At 74.3% G+C, this 17887-nt stretch carries 16 protein-coding genes and 1 tRNA gene; 12 read left to right on the top strand and 5 right to left on the bottom strand.

Features of this window, described 5'->3' with window-relative positions:
- A partial coding sequence (gene rph, locus NH602_RS15050; protein ID WP_253068125.1) for a rifamycin-inactivating phosphotransferase occupies positions 1-2296 on the top strand: 2296 nt, incomplete at its 5' end.
- Positions 2293-2727: a VOC family protein gene (locus NH602_RS15045; RefSeq protein WP_253068124.1), complete on the top strand. Its 435-nt coding sequence runs from the start codon at positions 2293-2295 to the stop codon at positions 2725-2727. The genes rph and NH602_RS15045, both read left to right, overlap by 4 nt.
- Before the next feature lie 150 nt (positions 2728-2877).
- Here NH602_RS15045 and NH602_RS15040 read toward each other — a convergent pair whose 3' ends face one another.
- Positions 2878-3474 (bottom strand): helix-turn-helix domain-containing protein, encoded by a 597-nt coding sequence (locus NH602_RS15040; protein WP_073578531.1) that lies wholly within the window; start codon positions 3472-3474, stop codon positions 2878-2880.
- Positions 3475-3599: 125 nt separating this feature from the next.
- Here NH602_RS15040 and NH602_RS15035 point away from each other — a divergent pair, with 125 nt between their 5' ends.
- The 4 genes from NH602_RS15035 to NH602_RS15020 all read left to right on the top strand — a co-directional run bounded on the left by NH602_RS15035 (position 3600) and on the right by NH602_RS15020 (position 6348).
- On the top strand, positions 3600-4256 hold the full coding sequence (locus tag NH602_RS15035) for a cyclopropane-fatty-acyl-phospholipid synthase family protein (RefSeq protein WP_374210173.1): 657 nt from the start codon (positions 3600-3602) through the stop codon (positions 4254-4256).
- A gap of 1 nt (position 4257) precedes the next feature.
- Complete coding sequence (locus NH602_RS15030) at positions 4258-4737, top strand: DinB family protein (protein WP_253068123.1); 480 nt, start codon at positions 4258-4260, stop codon at positions 4735-4737.
- Positions 4738-4898: 161 nt separating this feature from the next.
- Positions 4899-5207 (top strand): hypothetical protein, encoded by a 309-nt coding sequence (locus tag NH602_RS15025; RefSeq protein WP_253068122.1) that lies wholly within the window; start codon positions 4899-4901, stop codon positions 5205-5207.
- A 475-nt stretch (positions 5208-5682) separates the two neighbouring features.
- Positions 5683-6348: a dimethylsulfonioproprionate lyase family protein gene (locus tag NH602_RS15020; protein WP_179761933.1), complete on the top strand. Its 666-nt coding sequence runs from the start codon at positions 5683-5685 to the stop codon at positions 6346-6348.
- A 341-nt stretch (positions 6349-6689) separates the two neighbouring features.
- Here NH602_RS15020 and NH602_RS15015 read toward each other — a convergent pair.
- The 4 genes from NH602_RS15015 to NH602_RS15000 all read right to left on the bottom strand — a co-directional run bounded on the left by NH602_RS15015 (position 6690) and on the right by NH602_RS15000 (position 10531).
- Positions 6690-6761 (bottom strand) — tRNA-Arg (locus NH602_RS15015).
- Between the two features lie 62 nt (positions 6762-6823).
- Positions 6824-7498 carry a DUF305 domain-containing protein gene (locus NH602_RS15010; protein WP_179761934.1) on the bottom strand — a complete coding sequence of 225 codons (675 nt, stop codon included), beginning with the start codon at positions 7496-7498 and terminating at the stop codon, positions 6824-6826.
- A gap of 7 nt (positions 7499-7505) precedes the next feature.
- Complete coding sequence (locus NH602_RS15005; RefSeq protein ID WP_253068121.1) at positions 7506-8336, bottom strand: DUF3105 domain-containing protein; 831 nt, start codon at positions 8334-8336, stop codon at positions 7506-7508.
- Positions 8337-8392: 56 nt separating this feature from the next.
- The gene (locus tag NH602_RS15000) at positions 8393-10531 is read right to left on the bottom strand and encodes a hypothetical protein (protein WP_253068120.1); all 2139 of its coding nucleotides are present in this window, start codon (positions 10529-10531) and stop codon (positions 8393-8395) included.
- Between the two features lie 74 nt (positions 10532-10605).
- On the opposite strand from NH602_RS15000, the gene argS reads away from it, so the two are divergent.
- From argS to NH602_RS14970, 6 genes are all read left to right on the top strand, one after another.
- Complete coding sequence (argS, locus tag NH602_RS14995) at positions 10606-12255, top strand: arginine--tRNA ligase (RefSeq protein WP_161152492.1); 1650 nt, start codon at positions 10606-10608, stop codon at positions 12253-12255.
- A 1-nt stretch (position 12256) separates the two neighbouring features.
- Positions 12257-13705, top strand: a complete 1449-nt coding sequence (gene lysA, locus NH602_RS14990) for a diaminopimelate decarboxylase (protein ID WP_100878605.1) — start codon at positions 12257-12259, stop codon at positions 13703-13705.
- Positions 13706-13804: 99 nt separating this feature from the next.
- Positions 13805-15184, top strand: coding sequence for a homoserine dehydrogenase (locus NH602_RS14985; RefSeq protein WP_179761939.1), 1380 nt, complete (start codon positions 13805-13807; stop codon positions 15182-15184).
- A 164-nt stretch (positions 15185-15348) separates the two neighbouring features.
- Positions 15349-16365 (top strand): threonine synthase, encoded by a 1017-nt coding sequence (thrC, locus tag NH602_RS14980; RefSeq protein ID WP_246353747.1) that lies wholly within the window; start codon positions 15349-15351, stop codon positions 16363-16365.
- The gene (thrB, locus tag NH602_RS14975) at positions 16365-17267 is read left to right on the top strand and encodes a homoserine kinase (protein ID WP_253068119.1); all 903 of its coding nucleotides are present in this window, start codon (positions 16365-16367) and stop codon (positions 17265-17267) included. The genes thrC and thrB overlap by 1 nt, the downstream gene beginning before the upstream one ends.
- Positions 17268-17592: 325 nt before the next feature.
- A partial coding sequence (locus tag NH602_RS14970; protein WP_374210172.1) for a Rho termination factor N-terminal domain-containing protein occupies positions 17593-17887 on the top strand: 295 nt, incomplete at its 3' end.

Genomic DNA, 17887 nt, shown 5'->3' with positions numbered 1-17887 from the left:
GACCGCCGAGGACCTGCCGACGGCGTCGTTCGCCGGGCAGCAGGACTCGTATCTGAACGTGGTGGGCGCCGACGCCGTGCTCGACCGGGTGCGGGACTGCTGGGCGTCGCTGTTCACCGACCGCGCCGTGGCCTACCGCCGGCGGCGCGGCCTCGACCACCGCGCCGTCGCGATGGCGGTGGTGATCCAGGAGATGGTCGTCCCGGATGTGTCCGGGGTGCTGTTCACCGCCGACCCGGTGACCTCCGACCGGACCGTGACCGTCGTCGAGGCGGTGCCCGGGCTGGGCGAGGCGCTGGTGTCCGGCCTGGTCGCCGCGGACGCGTGGACGGTCCGCGCCGACACCGTCGTCGACACGCGGATCGCACCGCGGACGGTCGCGGTGCAGCCGGCGCCGGGCGGCGGCACCCGCACCGAGCGGCTCGACCCGGACGGCCCGCCCCTGCTCACCGAGGACCGGGTACTGGAGCTGGTCCGGCTCGGCCGGACGGTCGAGGCCGGGCTGGGGAGCCCGCAGGACATCGAGTGGTGCCTGTCCGGCGGCCGGTTCCAGGTCGTCCAGAGCCGCCCGATCACCACGCTGTTCCCGGTCCCCGACACCGGCGACGACCGCCTCCACGTCTACCTGTCGGTCGGCTACCAGCAGATGATGACCGACGCGATGCGCCCGCTCGGGCTGTCGTTCTGGCAGATGACGACGCCGCGCCCGATGGCCGAGGCCGGCGGGCGGCTGTTCGTCGACGTCACCGCCGCGCTGGGCACCCCCTCCGGTCGCGACGGCCTGCTCGCGGTGATGGGCCGGTCGGACCCGCTGATGACCGACGCGTTGCGCACCGTGCTCGACCGCGGCGCGGTCCCGCTCGGCGAGGACCCGGCGACGCCCGCCCCGGTGCACGGCGCGCCGACCACCGAGCCGCTGGACCCGGACCCCGCGCTGGTCGCCGAGCTGGTCGCCGAGGGACGGGCGTCGGTGGCCGACGCGGCGCGCAGGATCCACGGCCGCGTCGGGCCGGAGCTGTTCGTCGCGATCCGCGAGGACATCCCCGAGCTGCGGGCGCGGCTGAGCGACCCGCGCAGCACCCGGGTGTTCATGACGGCGATGGACGCGGCGTACTGGATCGACGAGCACGTCGGCGAGTGGCTGGGGGAGCGGCCGTCGGACGTGCTGACCCGGTCGGTGCCCGACAACGTGACCTCGCAGATGGGGCTCGCGCTGCTCGACGTCGCCGACGCTGTCCGCCCGCACCCGGCGGCGGTGGCGCTGCTGCGCGGGGCCGGGGACGACGTGCTCGACGCGCTGGGGTCGGTCGAGGGCGGCACGGTGGCCCGCGACGCGATCGTCGCCTGGCTCGACGCCTACGGGGCCCGCTGCGTCGGTGAGATCGACATCAGCAGGCCGCGGTGGCACGAGCGCCCGGCCGCGCTCGTGCCGCTGATCCTCGGCCACGTCGACGGCGAGGAGCCCGGCGCCGGGCACCGCCGGTTCGCCCACGGCCGTCGGGAGGCCGAGGCGACCCGCGACGACCTGCTGGCCCGGCTGCGCGCCGGGGTCGACGGGGAGGCCCGCGCCGCGGAGACGGCGCTGATGATCGAGCGGTTGCGGACCTTCATCGGCTACCGCGAGTTCCCCAAGTTCGGCATGGTCTCGCGCTACGCGGTCTACCGGGCCGCGCTGCTCGCCGAGGCCGACCGGCTCGTCGCCGCACGCGTGCTCGACGACCGCACCGACGCCTACTACCTGCGGTTCGACGAGCTGGAGCAGGTCTCGCGCACCGGGCACGCCGACCTCGCGCTGGTGTGTGCCCGGCGGGCGGAGTTCGCCGCGTACGAGGCGCTGACCCCGCCGCGGGTGCTGACCTCGGACGGTGAGTGCCTGCAGGGCTCCTACCACCGCGACGACGTGCCGCCCGGAGCCCTCGCCGGGCTCGCGGTGTCGGCAGGGACGGTCGAGGGCCGCGCCCGCGTCGTCGCCGACCTGTCCGGCGCCGCACTCGAACCCGGGGACGTGCTGGTCACCGCCTACACCGACCCCAGCTGGACGCCGGCGTTCGTCACGATCGCGGGGCTGGTCACCGAGGTCGGTGGGCGGATGACCCACGGCGCCGTCGTCGCCCGCGAGTACGGCCTGCCCGCCGTGGTCGGGGTGGAGGGCGCGACCCGGCTGATCCGGGACGGCCAGCGGGTCCGGGTGGACGGCGGGAGCGGGCTGGTCGAGATCCTCGACCGGGACGTGTCGAGAACCGGGGACCGGCTCCGTCCCCGGGACACGCACACCACGGACGGGAGGACACCATGACGGTCCTGCGGATGGACAACCTCGGCGTCGTCGTCGACGACCTCGATGCGGCGGTCGCGTTCTTCGCGGCCCTCGGGCTGGCGGTGGAGGGCCGGGCGACGGTGTCCGGCCCGGACGTCGACCGGCTCGTCGGGCTCGACGGCGTGCGGTGCGACATGGCCGTCGTGCGGACGCCCGACGGCTACGGCCGGCTGGAGCTGATGCGGTTCGGGTCGCCGTCGTCGCCGGTGGGTGATCCGGGCGCCGCGGTGAACGTGCTCGGCATCCGGCGGGTCATGTTCGCCGTCACCGACCTGGCGGAGACCGTGGAGCGGCTGCGTGGCCACGGTGCCGAGCCGGTCGGCGACGTCGTGACGTTCGGCGCGCACACCCTGGCCTACCTGCGCGGGCCGGGCGGGATCCTCGTCGCGCTGGCCCAGGAGGGCGGCTGACCGCGGGCCTCCTCAGCCCTGGGGGTCCGGGCCCGGCGCACCGGGGCACCGCTCGACGGGGAGGGCCTCGCCACGGTCCGCGACGCCGCTGACCGGTGCCGATCGGCGCCATCACGGTGGTCGCCAACCGGTCGCACCGACGGCGACCCCTCAGCCGTGGTGTCCGGCACCGGTCGCACCCCGGCCGAGGTGGGCGTGTTCCCCCTGCAGGCTGAACAGCGCGAGTGTCTCGGCGGGCCGGTGGTCGGCGCTGCCGATCCAGTGCGGTGTGCCGGTGTCGAACTCGACCACCTCGCCGGGGCCGAGGAGGTGCTCGGTGTCGTCGAGGACCAGCCGCACCCGGCCGTCGAGGACGTAGAACCACTCGTAGCCCTCGTGGGTCTGCAGGGCGGTCGTCGGCGACGCGGCGGCCGGCGGGTAGACCACCTTGAAGGCCTGGACCCCGCCGCCGCGACGGGTCAGCGGGACGAACACCAGCCCGCGGTGGCGCACCGGGCGCAGGTGAATGCGGGGGTCACCGGTCGGCGGTGCCTGCACGAGATCGTCGAGCGGGACCCCGTGCGCCCGGGCCAGCGGCAGCAGCTGCTCCAGCGTCGGCCGCAGCTTCCCGGTCTCCAGCCGGGACAGGGTGCTCGCGGTCAGGGCGGTCTCCGCCGCGAGCTGGTCGAGGGTGGCGCCGCGGCGACGGCGCAGGTCCCGCAACCTCGGGCCCACCCCGGCGAGCACGTCGTGTCCGGTGTCGTCCACCCCGTCAGATTGCCGATCGGCAAGATTTCTTGCAACCTGGGACGGCAGGTGCCGATGCTACGGAGGTCCCGACGTCGGAGACGCCGATGACGCCCGCAGACCGACACCTCCCGGAGGAACCACCGATGGATCCCATGCCGACCGCGTCCGACCCCGAGACGTTCTGGGACGAGCTGTACCGCCGCCGCGGTGGGGGAGAGGTCCGCGCCAACCCCCTGCTCGCCGAGGTCGCCGGCCCGCTGACACCGGGCACGGCCCTGGACCTCGGATGCGGTGCCGGGGGCGACACGATCTGGCTGGCCCGGCGGGGCTGGCACGTCACGGCGGTGGACATCTCCGCCGCCGCCGTGGACGGGCTCGCGCGTCGCGGCCGCGCCGAGGGGCTCGCGCCGCAGGTCCGCGCCGAGCGCCACGACCTCGCGACGACGTTCCCGGACGGGGCGTTCGACCTGGTCTCCGCCCAGTACCTGCACACCCCGTTCACGCTGGACCGCGACGCGGTGCTGCGGACCGCCGCGCGCGCACTGCGACCGGGCGGGCTGCTGCTGGTCGTCGACCACGGGTCCGTCGCCCCGTGGTCGTGGAACCAGGACCCGGACGCCCGCCACCCCACCGCCGCCGAGATCGCCGCCGGGCTCGGCCTCGATCCCGACGAATGGGCCGTCGAGCGCGCCGACGAGCCCCGGCGCCTCGCGACCGGCCCCGACGGCCGCACCGCCACGGTCGTCGACACCGTCCTGGTCCTGCGCCGCGCCGGCGCCGCCGCCACCCACCGGAGCTGACGTGCCCCGCCGCGACACCGCCCTCCCGTCCGACGCCGCGGACGAGAAGAGCGTCCTGACCGGGTTCCTGGGCCACCTCCGCGGCGCGGTCGCGGCCAAGGCCCTCGGCGTCCCGGACGCCGCCGCCCGTGAGCCCGGCGTCCCCTCGGGGACCAGCCTGCTCGGCCTGGTCGCGCACCTGACGCACGTCGAGCGTCACTACTTCCTCGGTGAGGCCGTCCGGGACTGGCCCGCGACCTTCCGGCCGCGGGCGGAGGACACCGCCGAGGACGTCGTGGCGGCCTACCGGGAGGCCACCGTCCGGGCCGACGCCGTCGTCGACACCTGGTCCGGCCTGGACCGGGCGGCGCCGGTGCCCGCGGGACGGAGGTCGGCCCCGTCGCGGCGGTGGCTGCTGGTGCACATGATCGAGGAGACCGGGCGCCACGCCGGGCACGCCGACATCCTCCGCGAACGCATCGACGGGCGCACCGGGCGCTGAGGAGCGAGCCATCGCCGACCTGTCGGCAGAATGACCCACCATGGCGGACGCTCCCACGGTCGCGATGCTGCGACACGTGTCCGGGCCGGTGCCAGTTCGGCAGTCCGCACGAGCTCACCGAGATCAAGAGCCGGCGGCGGTACGAGAAGGAGCTGGCGCGGGTGCCCGACTGGCGCATCACCTGCTTCTTCACCGGGAAGGGGCTGCGGCGGCGGGGAGTCGCCGACATCGCGCTCGGCGGTGCGCTGGCCGAGATCGCCCGTCTGGGCGGCGGGGTCGTGGAGGGGTATCCGGAGGAGACCGACGACCGCGCGGTCCCGGGTTCGTACCTGCACACCGGACCGATGGCTGTGTTCGAGCGGCGAGGGTTCACCCGCACCCGACCGATCTCCCCGCACCGCTGGGTGGTGACGCGCACCGTGGACGGGACGTCGCCGGCGCGCCCGCAAGGAGTCGCCCACAGCCGATGACGGCCGGACACGACGAACGCGGCCCCTCACCCTGTTCCAGCAGGTGAGGGGCCGCGTTCTGTCGAGCTGTGACGTGCCCCCGGCAGGATTCGAACTCCCCGCTTTCCGTCGCTCGCCCCGGTACCCGGGCTGTTACCGGTGCTCGTGCAGTTCGGAGGGCTCGCAGTGACGTAGTGACAGGAAGTACGTGGGTGACCCGACATCGCTCTTCCCGGCCGAGGACGTAGTCGCGGCCTGAATCCGCCGGTCCGGCCGGGTCCGACGAGCACGACCGGTGGACGGCCGTGTCGTGCGAGCCGGACCAGCTCGGCCTCGAGGTGTGGGCTCCAGCTGAGCAACGTGCCGGCCGCGGGGCGCTCCCCGGCGAGTCCACTGTTGACATCACGTCCGGTGTGAGCCGAGCATGCCCCCACCCCGGGAGCCCGAGAGGGACCAGCCGCCGGAGGTAGGACAGAGCTGACGGGGAATCGAGGACATGGGGACGTCACGCCTGCGAGATCATCCTGACTTCGCCTACACGATCGGCGACTTCGATGCGCTCTACCGGTTCGGCTCGGCCGGGGGGAGCCGGCCGATCCGCACGCACATGCGGCAGGTGCGTGAGGCGATCGCCGACGTGTTCGAGGACAATCCGGAGGTCGTCGGGCGCGAACCCACCCGACTTCCGGTGGTCGACCATCTCGGTCGCGCACTGGACCTGGGCTCGCGTGGCGACCTGGGCGTACTCAGCGACTCGCTGCGAAGGATTTCCGACCGGCTGACGTGGGAGCACGGGTACGAGAAGGTTCCGCGGGGGCTGGTGAAGAAGTACGGCTACTGCGAGATCGTCGGCCCGAAGGGGCCGGTGGTGTCCGACCGCATCATTCTGGGACTGGTTCTCTTCGCCCCGGAGACCGTCTATCCCCAGCATCACCACCGGGGGATCCAGGAGTCCTACGTCGCGATCGCCGGAGAATGGTCGGAGAACGACGGTGCAGTACACGCTCCGGGCTCGCTGATTCTCAACGAGGCCGGGCACGAACATCGCATCACGACCGGACGGCAGTCCCCGTGTCTGCTGGCCTACTCCTGGATCGGTTCGCCCGAACGGCTACTGACGCCGGCAATGCGTTTCTCGTCACCGCGCCGCCGCGTTCGATAGGCGATCCCGAGGAGGGGCCCGGGGCTGATGGCGTAGGTCCGGGCGTGTCGGACTCCCACGAGGGGCTGGTGTCCGACGCTCGACGGAGGATCGGCCGGCGACCGGCACTCGGTGGCGGTGTTGCTGAAGGTCCACGTACCGACGATCGACGGCCGGCAGGACGCCACGCGTCGGCGCATCGACGCTGCGTCGGGCAGATCGGCGGGCTGAGCCGACTTCGGGGCGCGGTCGGGAGAACACCCGCAACGGGCCATCCACGGCTGGTGGCGGCCGGACACGACGAACGCGGCCCCTCACCCTGTTCCAGCAGGTGAGGGGCCGCGTCCTGTCGAGCTGTGACGTGCCCCCGGCAGGATTCGAACCTGCGCTCCCGCCTCCGGAGGGCGGTGCTCTATCCCCTGAGCTACGGGGGCCGTGCGATGGGAGAACAGTAGCGCACCGTGCGCGACCCCCCGACACGGGGGCCCGTGTGTGATCAGCTCAGCGGCAGCGGGGCCGCGCCCCGCTCGGCGAGCAGCCCGCGCATCAGGTCCGCCTCGGAGTTCTGCGAGAAGAGCATCTGCCCGGCGAGGTTGCGGACCTCGGCGGTGTCGGCGTGGTCGCGGGCGTACTCCAGCATCGACACGCCTCCCTGGTGGTGGCGCAGCATGAGCTGGAGGAACTCGACGTCCAGCGCGGCGCCGGGCGGGGTGGCCCGCAGCCGGGCGAGGTCGGCGGTGCTCGCCATGCCCGGCATCGTCGCGACGCCGCCGGAGGTCCCCGACATGCCGGACATGCCGGCGTGCGCGGAGTCGTCCATCCAGGCCATGTGGCCGCCGCCGGGCAGGCTCGGCGCGTCCCACAGGCCGAGCCAGCCCTGCATCCGGCCGACCTGCTGGTTCTGGGTGGTCTCGATGTCGAATGCCAGCTGCCGCACCCGCGGGTCGGTGGCGCGGTCGCGCTCCCAGGACGCCATCTCGACGGCCTGACGGTGGTGCACGGTCATGTCCTGGGCGAACCCGACGTCGACCGAGCCCGGCTCGGGCACGAACGGGCCGAACGCGCCGCGTACCGCGAACCCGGCGACGAGCACCGCTACCAGCGCGATCACGCCGAGCGTGATCGTGATCGGGTTCCGCCAGAGCGGGGTCTCCTCGGCCGGGGTCGTCATCGCGACGTCACTGCCCGGGAGCCGGTGCGGGCGCCGGGGCCTGCTGCCCGGGTGCGGGCTGCCCGGGGACGGCCGGGTCGGGCGCGGGGGCGCCGCCGGGGGTCGCGCCCTGGTTCTCGGGCAGGATCGTCTGCCCGTCGACGGCGGACTGCTCCGGGATCGGCTGGAAGGCCGGCGGGTTGTCCTGGTCGAAGCCCTGCGCGCCGAGGGCGTCGCAGGAGGCGCCGACCTCGGGGTGGGTGAAGCGGTTGAGCCGCAGCGCGCGGATGAACTGGTCGATCCGCTCGTCGTCGGCGGTCTGGACCTTCAACTGGTTGCCCCAGGACTGCAGCGAGATCGGGGCGTCGAGGCCCGGGTAGGGCGACATCACCGTGTACGGCTGCCCCTCGACCCGCTGGGACAGTGCGGCCTTGCCCGCCTCGTCGAGGGTGTCGGGGTTGTAGGCGATCCACACGGCGCCGTGCTCCAGGGAGTGCACGAGGTTCTCCGAGCGCACCGCGTTCGGGTAGACCACGCCGTTGCACGCGGCCCAGAAGCCGTCGTGCGCGCCGCCGAAGGGCGGGCTGTGGGTGTAGGCGACCCGCTGGAAGCCGAGCACGTGCTGCAGGCCCGGGTAGTCCTGGCTGACGATGCCGGGGATCGCGAGCGCCGGGTTGCGGTTGTCGTCGGTGGGCTCCCAGGCCCGGTTCTGGTTGCGCTGCACCAGCGGGTAGACGATGAACGCCCCCGCGAGCAGCACCAGCACGGTGATCGCGGCGACCATGCCCCAGGGGAACTGGCGCCGGCCGACCGAGCTCGGCATCGACGGTCGCTTCTTGCCGGACTTGCCGCTGGCCATGGGGGAGTCCTGTTCGTGGTCGGCGGGCGGGTTCGCCCGAGTCTAGGAAGGCGCCGTCAGCGGCTCGCCCACCACCCGTAGGAGCGGTAGTCGGGGTAGGGCGCGAGCAGCGGTGCGACCGGACGGGTGGTCACCGTGACGCGGTCACCGGTCACGAGCTCTCCGGGCACCGTGAACGACGCCTGCGCCCACGGCTGGGCGTCCGGCAGTGTCCACTCCCCGGCGGGGCGGCCGTCGACGTCGACGGCGACCACCCGGGTCCGCTCGCCGGGCAGTGCGGGACCGGCGCCGATCCGCCCGGTCAGGGTGACCGGCCGGCCGGGGGCGGTGCCGCCGAGGGTGAAGGTCTCGCCGCCGACGACGTGCCGGCCGCTGTCGGCGACGAGCCGTCCCGGCGCGACGACGGACCGGTCCAGCACCGAGTCCGGCTGCACGCCGAGCACCGGCGGGTCGGTCGTCCAGCCGTGCGCGGCCTCGTCGGCGGTGTCCCCGACGTTCAGGTGGTCCACGATCCGGCCGGGCACGGGTGCGTCCGGTGCCTGCGCGGAGTCCGCGGCGGACCAGTCCGCCCGCCAGATGCTGACCCGGTCGCAGCTGCGGTCGATCTGGCAGGTCTGCGGTGCGGACGCCGAGATCGGCCGGGCGGGCCCGGCGAGCCCGAAGGTGATGACCGGCTCGGTGCCGAGCAGTCCGGCGCGGCCGAGGTCGGCGACGGGGACCCCGCCCCACCGGTCGAACACCGCGAACCACTGCGGCCGACCGTCCGGCGGCAGCGCGCGCAGCGCCTCGTAGAGCGTCCCGGGCCCGTTCAGTGCCGGCGCGGCCATCCCGTTCGTGGTCAGGCCGACCAGGTCGACGGTGCGGTGACCGCCGAACCATGCCGCGGCGCCGACGTCGTTGACGGCGACGACGTCGCCCGGCGGCACGTTCCCGGCGATCCACTGCGCGACGCTCACCGGCCCCTCGCGCATCGCCGAGGCCTGCTGGCCCAGCCGCAGCGCCCAGGCGGGCGTCGCGGCGACGGTGAACAGCAGCACCACCGCGAGCAGCCCGCCGCGCGCCGCCCGGTGCGGCACGAGACCGGCGCCCAGCACCACGAGCAGGAGCAGCAGCGGCAGGAACGGCTGCAGGTAGCGCAGGTCCTGCCACATCGCCGTCGTCAGGGTGGCGACGGCCGCCACCACCAGCACCAGCCCGCCGCCGAGCGCGACCGCGAGGGTCCGCTCCCGGCGCGCGGCGAGCGCGGCGACCCCCAGCGCCGCGACGACGAGCGCGAGCGGCGCCAGCACGTCCTGCCCGGACAGCCCGGCCAGCGAGGCGAGCAGCGCCGCGACGTTGCGCTGCACGTGGTCGGCGATCTCCAGCGGCTGGTGCAGGAACCCGGTGTGCAGCCACGACTTCGCGAGCACCCCGTTGGCCTGGGAGGTTCCGGTGAGCACCCGGAACAGCAGCAGCTGCGCCGCGAACACCACCACCGGCGCCGCGACGAGCAGCCCCCGCGCCGCCGCGCGCCCCGAGGGGAACCCTCGTTGCCACCTAAGCCACGAGAGTTCCCCTGGGGGCGTCCCGGGGCAGGACCGCAGCAGCGTCCACGCCATCGCGGCGGTGAATGCGGCGGCGACCAGGAAGCCCTCGGGACGGGTGAGGGCCAGCAGCGCCGCGACCACCGGCGTCCACCGGAAACGGGGACGTTCGCGCAGGTAGGACAGCAGGGTGCCGGTGACCAGGGCCGCGAGCAGGCCGACCTCCATGCCGCTGGCCCCGCCCCACAGCAGCGGCCCGCACAGCGCGGTGAGCAGTCCCGCCCACCATCCCGCGGCGCGCCCGCCCAGCCGGGTCGCGGCGGCCGAGGTGAACGCCGCGGCGAGGGCGACGCCGACGACCCCGCCCGCGACGGCGACGGCGAGCAGCCACCGGCCGTCGAACCCGACCGCGTGCGCGGCGCCGAGCAGGACCATCCAGAGCAGGCTCGACGCGCCCGTCGTGATCTCCGCACCCGGCTGGTAGCGCAGCGGCTCGCCGTCGCCGAACTGCCGCGCGTACTGCAGGTGGATGTAGACGTCGTCGAGCGGCGGTACCAGGCTCCCGCGGTTGTAGGCCACCGACACCGCGACGAACCCCGCCCCGAGCAGCAGCGCCGCCGCCCCGGAGACGACGGGCGCGCGGGTACTCCGGTCGGTGGAGGGGGGCGTCACGCCCCGCATCGTCGCCGGTCGGGGTGCGGATACCTGCATGAGGGTGCCGGGGGTCCCTCCGTAGAATCCGGGTGGTGAATCCCGACGTGCTCGCCGACCTGGTCCGTGACGTCGCGCGGGACGTGCTGCTCCGACGCGACCTGGACGTCTCCGCCCTGCCGTCCGATGCGGGTGTCGAGCGTCCCCGCAACCCCGACCACGGCGACTACGCGACCAACGTCGCGCTGCGGACCGCCAAGAAGGCCGGCGTGAACCCGCGCGAGCTCGCGACCTGGCTGGCCGAGGAGCTGGCGACCCGCGACGGCGTCGCCAGCGCCGAGATCGCCGGGCCCGGGTTCATCAACCTGCGCCTGGCCGCCGACGCCCAGGGCGCGATCGTCGGGGAGGTCCTCGCCGCGGGCGCGGGCTACGGCACCGGCGACGAGCTGGCCGGGCGCAACGTGAACCTCGAGTTCGTCTCCGCCAACCCGACCGGCCCGCTGCACCTGGGCGGCACCCGGTGGGCCGCGGTCGGTGACGCGCTGGGCCGGGTGCTGTCCGCGCGCGGCGCGAAGGTCACCCGCGAGTACTACTTCAACGACGCCGGCGCCCAGATCGACCGGTTCGTCGGCTCCCTGGTCGCGGCCGCGCAGGGCGAGCCCGCCCCGGAGAACGGCTACGGCGGGGACTACATCGCCGAGATCGCCCAGCGGGTCGTCGCGGCCGAGCCCGGCATCCTCGACCTGCCCGACCAGCAGCGGGACGAGGCGTTCCGCCGGATCGGCGTCGGTTACATGTTCGCCGAGATCAAGCAGAAGCTGGGGGAGTTCCGCGTCGAGTTCGACGTGTGGTTCCACGAGCAGTCGCTGCACGACTCGGGTGCGGTGGAGACCGCCGTCGCCGCGCTCAAGGAGAAGGGCTCGCTCTACGAGGCCGACGGCGCCTGGTGGCTGCGCTCGACCGACCACGGCGACGACAAGGACCGCGTCGTCATCAAGTCCGACGGCCGCCCCGCCTACATCGCCGGCGACATCGCCTACCTGCGCGACAAGCGGGCGCGCGGGTTCGACCTGTGCATCTACATGCTCGGCGCCGACCACCACGGCTACGTCGCCCGGCTCAAGGCCGCCGCGGCCGCGTTCGGCGACGACCCGGCCGTGGTCGAGGTCCTGATCGGGCAGCTGGTCAACCTGGTCAAGGACGGCACCCCGGTCCGGATGAGCAAGCGCGCCGGCACCGTCGTGACGATGGACGACCTGGTCGGGGCCGTCGGCGTCGACGCCGCCCGGTACTCGCTCGTGCGGTCCTCGGTGGACTCGGGCCTGGACATCGACCTGGACCTGCTGGCCAGCCGGACCAGCGAGAACCCGGTGTTCTACGTCCAGTACGCGCACGCCCGGCTGTCCTCGCTGGCCCGCAACGCCGCCGACCTCGGCATCACCCCCGGCGAGGACTACGGCCTGCTGTCCCATGCCCGTGAGGGTGACCTGATCCGCACCCTCGGCGAGTTCGGCGACGTCGTGCGCACCGCCGCCGAGCTGCGCGAGCCGCACCGGGTCGCCCGCTACCTGGAGTCGCTCGCCGGCGCCTACCACAAGTTCTACGACTCCTGCCGCGTCCTGCCCCAGGGGGACGAGGAGGTCTCCGACCTGCACCGCGCGCGCCTCGCGCTCTGCGTCGCCGCCCGCACGGTGCTCGCCAACGGCCTGGCGCTGCTCGGCGTCGACGCCCCGGAACGGATGTGACATGAGGGCACACCCCGCAGGCCCGATGCACGCGGGCCTCACTCCCGCGCCCGAGTCGGCCGGGCCCCGTCCGGAGAGCGCCGCGGCGCTCGACGAGCTGGCGCCCGCGGTCTGGCCTCGGCACGCCGCCCGCGGCGCCGACGGCGCGCTGCGCCTGGCCGGGGCCGACGTCCGCGACCTCGCCGCGGCCCACGGCACCCCGCTGTTCGTGCTCGACGAGGACGACTTCCGCGGCCGCTGCAGCGAGTTCGCCGCCGCGTTCGGGGCCGAGGCCGTGCACTACGCGGCGAAGGCGTTCCTGTGTACCGAGATCGCCCGCTGGGTCGCGCAGGAGGGCCTGTCGCTGGACGTGTGCTCCGGCGGCGAGCTGGCCGTGGCACTGCGCGCGGAGTTCCCGCCCGAGCGGATCGCGCTGCACGGCAACAACAAGTCCCTCGCCGAGCTGGAGGCCGCGGTCGAGGCGGGGATCGGCGGGATCGTCGTCGACTCCTTCGACGAGATCGCCCGGCTCGCCGACGTCGCCGCCGCACGGGACACCGTCGCGCCGGTGCTGATCCGGCTCACCGTCGGTGTCGAGGCCCACACCCACGAGTACATCGCCACCGCGCACGAGGACCAGAAGTTCGGGTTCTCCATCGCCGGGGCCGACACGAAGGACTCGGCGGCGCTGGAGGCCGCCCGCCGTGTGCTCGCCGCGAGCCACCTGAGCCTGGTCGGGCTGCACAGCCACATCGGCTCGCAGATCTTCGAGACCGAGGGCTTCGAGGCGGCCGCCCGGCGCGTGGTGAAGGTTCTCGCCGACCTGCACGCCGAGCACGGCGGCGAGAACCTGACCGCGCTGCGCACCCTGGACCTCGGCGGCGGCATCGGCATCGCCTACCGGCCGGGGGACACCCCGCTGTCGATGCCGGCGCTGGCCGAGGAGCTGCGCGCGATCGTCACGCGCGAGTGCGCCGCCTCCGGGCTGGACGTGCCGGCGATCGCCGTCGAGCCGGGCCGGGCCATCGCCGGGCCGGGCACCGTCACCGTCTACGAGGTCGGCACCGTCAAGGACGTCCCGCTCGGCGGGTACTCCCGGCGCTACGTCAGCGTCGACGGCGGGATGAGCGACAACATCCGCACGTCCCTCTACGACGCCGAGTACGACGTACGGCTGGTGTCCCGCGCCAGCGGGCACGACTCGGTCCCCGGCGGGGACGTCCCCGTGCTGTCCCGGGTGGTCGGCAAGCACTGCGAGTCGGGTGACATCGTGGTGCGCGACTGCTGGCTGCCGGCCGATCTCGCGCCGGGCGACCTGCTGGCCGTCGCGGCGACGGGGGCCTACTGCTACGCCATGGCGTCGGGGTACAACCGGCTGCCGCGACCTGCTGTCGTCGCGGTCCGTGACGGGGTCGACCGGACCCTGTTGCGTCGCGAGACACTGGAGGACCAGTTCCGTTTCGAGGTGTGAGCGCACCCGGGTGAGAACCGCCACCCGGACCTGTCCGCACCCGTCCGACCAGGAATGATCGGCGCGCGCCCGAGGGGTGCGCGCACGCGAGGAGGACACGTGGCGAGCGAGACCGGCGCCGTCCGGGTGGCACTGCTGGGCTGCGGCACCGTCGGCACCGAGGTGGTCCGGCTCATCACCGAGCAGGCCGACGAGCTGGCCGCGCGGGTGGGAGCCCGCATCGAGCTGGCAGGGGTCGCCGTGCGGCGACCGCACCGGCACCCCTGGCTGACCGAGAACTTCCCGGACCTGGTGACCACCGATGCCGGCGAGCTCGTGACCCGCGACGACGTCGACGTCGTCGTCGAGGTCATCGGCGGGATCGAGCCGGTCCGCGGCTGGCTGCTGGAGGCGCTCAAGTCCGGCCGCTCGGTCGTGACGGCGAACAAGGCGCTGCTCGCCGAGGACGGCCCGACCCTGGCCGAGGCCGCCGACGCCTCCGGCGCCGACCTCTACTACGAGGCCGCCGTCGCCGGAGCGATCCCGCTGCTGCGCCCGCTGCGCGAGTCCCTGGCCGGGGACCGCATCACCCGGGTCGCCGGCATCGTCAACGGCACCTCGAACTTCATCCTCTCGGCCATGTCCTCGGGCGGGACGTCCTACGCCGACGCGCTGGAGGAGGCGACCCGGCTGGGCTACGCCGAGGCCGACCCGAGCGCCGACGTCGACGGCTACGACGCCGCCTCGAAGGCCGCGATCCTGGCCTCGCTGGCGTTCCACACCCGCTTCACCGCCTCCGACGTGCACCGCGAGGGCATGCGCGGGGTCAGCTCGGCCGACGTCGCCGCCGCCCGCAGGCTCGGCTGCACGATCAAGCTGCTCGCCATCTGCGAGCGTGTGGTGGCCACGGACGGGACCGAGTCGGTCTCGGCGCGCGTCTACCCGGCGATGGTCCCCGACTCGCACCCGCTGGCGGGCGTCGACGGCGCGTACAACGCGGTGTTCGTCGAGGCCGAGGCCGCCGGCCAGCTGATGTTCTACGGCCAGGGCGCAGGCGGCGCGCCGACCGCCTCCGCGGTGCTCGGCGACCTCGTCGCGGTGGCCCGCAACCGGGTCGGCGGCGGCCGCGGGCCGCGCGAGTCGGCCTACGCCAGCCTGCCGGTGCGCCCGATCGGCGAGGTGCCCACCCGGTACCACGTCGACCTCGAGGTGGCCGACCGCGAGGGCGTGCTCGCCACGATCGCGAGCGAGTTCGCGCGGAACGGCGTCTCCATCGCCGCGGTCCGCCAGACCGGCGGGGTGAACGGCTCGGTGGACCGGGTCGACGGCTCGGACCGCAGCCAGGCCCGGCTGACGGTCGTCACGCACTCGGCGCCGGAGGCCGCGCTGTCGGCCACGGTGTCGGCGCTGCTGGACCTCGACCACGTGCTCGGCGTCGCCGGGGTGCTGCGGGTCGAGGGGCTGGGCCGCGCGGTGAGCGCACTGGGTATGGGCGAATGACGACAGGTGGGGGATCAGGGAGTGGACCGGTTGTGACGGGCAGCGTGCGAGGAGTCCGGGGGCCGGCGTCCGGTCCCTTCGGTCCGGTGACCCAGGTCGCCGGTGCGGTCGCGCCGCCGCCACCCGGCCAGTGGCCGGGTGTCATCGAGGCCTACCGCGACCGGATGCCGGTGCAGCCGGACTGGACCGTGGTGACGCTGGGGGAGGGCGGCACGCCGCTGCTGCCGGCCCCCCGGCTGTCGGAGCTGACCGGCTGCCAGGTCTACCTGAAGGTCGACGGCGCCAACCCGACCGGCTCGTTCAAGGACCGCGGCATGACGATGGCGGTCACCGCCGCGCTCGCCGACGGCAAGTCCAGCGTGCTGTGCGCCTCCACCGGCAACACCTCGGCGTCGGCGGCCGCCTACGCCACCCGTGCCGGGATGACCTGTGCGGTGCTCGTGCCGACCGGGAAGATCGCGCTGGGCAAGCTCGCCCAGGCCGTCGCGCACGGCGCCCGGATCCTGCAGATCGACGGCAACTTCGACGACTGCCTGGAGCTGGCCCGCAAGACGACCGCCGACTACCCGGCGATCGCGCTGGTCAACTCGGTGAACCCGACCCGGATCGCCGGCCAGGCCTCGGCCGCCTACGAGATCTGCGACCAGCTGGGCCGCGCCCCGGACGTGCACTGCCTGCCGGTCGGCAACGCCGGCAACATCACCGCGTACTGGCACGGCTACCGCGGCTACCACGCCGACGGCGTCATCCCCGCGCTGCCGCGGATGTTCGGGTTCCAGGCCGCCGGCGCCGCACCGCTGGTGCACGGCGCCCCGGTGAGCGACCCCGAGACGATCGCGACCGCCATCCGGATCGGTGCCCCCGCCTCGTGGAAGGGCGCGACCACCGCGCGCGACGAGTCGAACGGGAAGTTCGCCGCCGTCACCGACGACGAGATCCTCGCCGCCTACCGGATGCTGTCCGCGCAGGAGGGCGTGTTCGTCGAGCCCGCATCGGCGTCCAGCGTCGCCGGGCTGCTGCAGAGCCACGCCGACGGGTCGCTGCCCCCCGGCTCCCTCGCGGTGTGCACGGTGACCGGGCACGGCCTGAAGGACCCCGACACCGCTCTGCTCACCGCGCCGGACCCGGAGATCGTCCCGATCGACCCCGGTGCGGTCGCGGCGGCGCTCGAGCTGGCCTGATGGGTCGCCCGACGCGCGTACTGGTGCGGGTCCCGGGGTCGACGGCCAACCTCGGCCCCGGCTTCGACTCCCTCGGCATGGCCCTGGCGTTGTACGACGAGATCGAGGTCGAGACCTTCGAGACGCCGGGGGTGTTCGTCGACGTCGCGGGGCAGGGCTGCCGGCACGTCCCCCGCGACGAGCGGCACCTGGTCCTGCGGGCGATGCGTCTGGCCTTCGAGACGTTCGGCGGGGCGCCCGCGGGGCTGCGGCTGCGCTGCCTCAACGCGGTGCCGCACTCACGCGGCCTCGGCAGCTCCGCGGCGGCCGCCGTCGCCGGGGTGACGGCCGCCGCCGTGCTGGCCGGGCGGGACCCGGAGCTGGAGCGCGATGCGCTGCTGCAGCTCTCCGCCGGCATGGAGGGCCACGCCGACAACGCCGCGGCCAGTCTGCTCGGCGGGTTCGTGGTGGCCTGGGAGGCGGCGGGGTCGGCCCGGCGCTTCCACGCCGAGAGGTTGGAGGTGCACCCCGACGTGCACCCGGTCGCCTGCGTGCCCGACGTCGAGTCCTCGACCAAGACCACCCGGGGGCTGCTGCCCGAGCAGGTCCCGCTGGCCGACGCCGCGTTCACCGGCAGCCGCTGCGCACTGGCGGTGCTGGCGATGACCCGGCGGCCGGACCTGCTCATGGCGGCCACCGAGGACCGGCTGCACCAGCCCTACCGGCGGCCGGCGTACCCGTCGTCGCTGCAGCTGGTCGAGGCGCTGCGCGAGCACGGCGTACCCGCCGCGATCTCCGGCGCCGGGCCGACGGTGCTGGCCCTGACCCGCGACGGCGTGCTGCCCGACGGCGTCGACACCGACGGTTTCGCGGTGCAGCGGCTGCCGGTCGACGCCACCGGTGTGCAGGTCGAGGTCCGCTGAGCACCGGTGCCCGCAGGGAACGTGAGGTACGCGACCCCGTGTGTCGGCGCGTCGCCCGAGGGGGGTTGTTGCCGCCCCGGGGTGTACGGACTAGTGTCGCCCGTGCATGGCGATCCACGCGACATCGGCGTAGTCTTGCGGCCGGGCCCGCTCGCCCGATCTCCTTTCTGAACTGGACTCGGAATCCCGAACGGGCGGCCTGACTCCCGCGACGTCGTCGTGGGACTCCATCTGTGAATGCTGCCGATACGGGGTCTCCGTATCGGCCGAGCGTGTGACATCCCCTGACCTGGACAGGTAACCGGGTCGGTCAGGAAGGAACTCTGTGAGCGAGACCGATCTCGCCGGTACCGGGACCGCGTCGGCCGAGGCGGCGCCCCGCCGACGCGGCGGCCTGTCCGGCATGGTGCTGGCCGAGCTGCGCCAGCTGGCCACCGAGCTGAACGTCCCGGACATCTCCGGCATGCGGAAGGGCGACCTGATCGCGGCCATCAAGGAGCGTCAGGGCGGAGCGGCGGCGGCCCCCGCGAAGAAGCCGAAGGCGAAGGCGGACCCCGCCGCCACCACCGGCTCCGACGGTGCGGGCGCGCCGCAGCTCGCCCTCGGCGACACCGCCGCGG

Source organism: Pseudonocardia sp. McavD-2-B (genome assembly GCF_024124365.1).
GTDB lineage: Bacteria > Actinomycetota > Actinomycetes > Mycobacteriales > Pseudonocardiaceae > Pseudonocardia > Pseudonocardia alni.
Note: the sequence above shows the minus strand (reverse complement) of the source record. Positions and strands in the feature narration are given on the sequence as shown.

Coding starts and splice junctions, on each gene's coding strand:
- NH602_RS15045 (WP_253068124.1), top strand. CDS start 2,293: ATGACGGTCCTGCGGATGGACAACCTCGGCGTCGTCGTCGACGACCTC.
- NH602_RS15035 (WP_374210173.1), top strand. CDS start 3,600: ATGGATCCCATGCCGACCGCGTCCGACCCCGAGACGTTCTGGGACGAG.
- NH602_RS15020 (WP_179761933.1), top strand. CDS start 5,683: ATGGGGACGTCACGCCTGCGAGATCATCCTGACTTCGCCTACACGATC.
- NH602_RS15010 (WP_179761934.1), bottom strand. CDS start 7,498: ATGACGACCCCGGCCGAGGAGACCCCGCTCTGGCGGAACCCGATCACG.
- NH602_RS15005 (WP_253068121.1), bottom strand. CDS start 8,336: ATGGCCAGCGGCAAGTCCGGCAAGAAGCGACCGTCGATGCCGAGCTCG.
- lysA (WP_100878605.1), top strand. CDS start 12,257: ATGAGGGCACACCCCGCAGGCCCGATGCACGCGGGCCTCACTCCCGCG.
- thrC (WP_246353747.1), top strand. CDS start 15,349: ATGCCGGTGCAGCCGGACTGGACCGTGGTGACGCTGGGGGAGGGCGGC.
- thrB (WP_253068119.1), top strand. CDS start 16,365: ATGGGTCGCCCGACGCGCGTACTGGTGCGGGTCCCGGGGTCGACGGCC.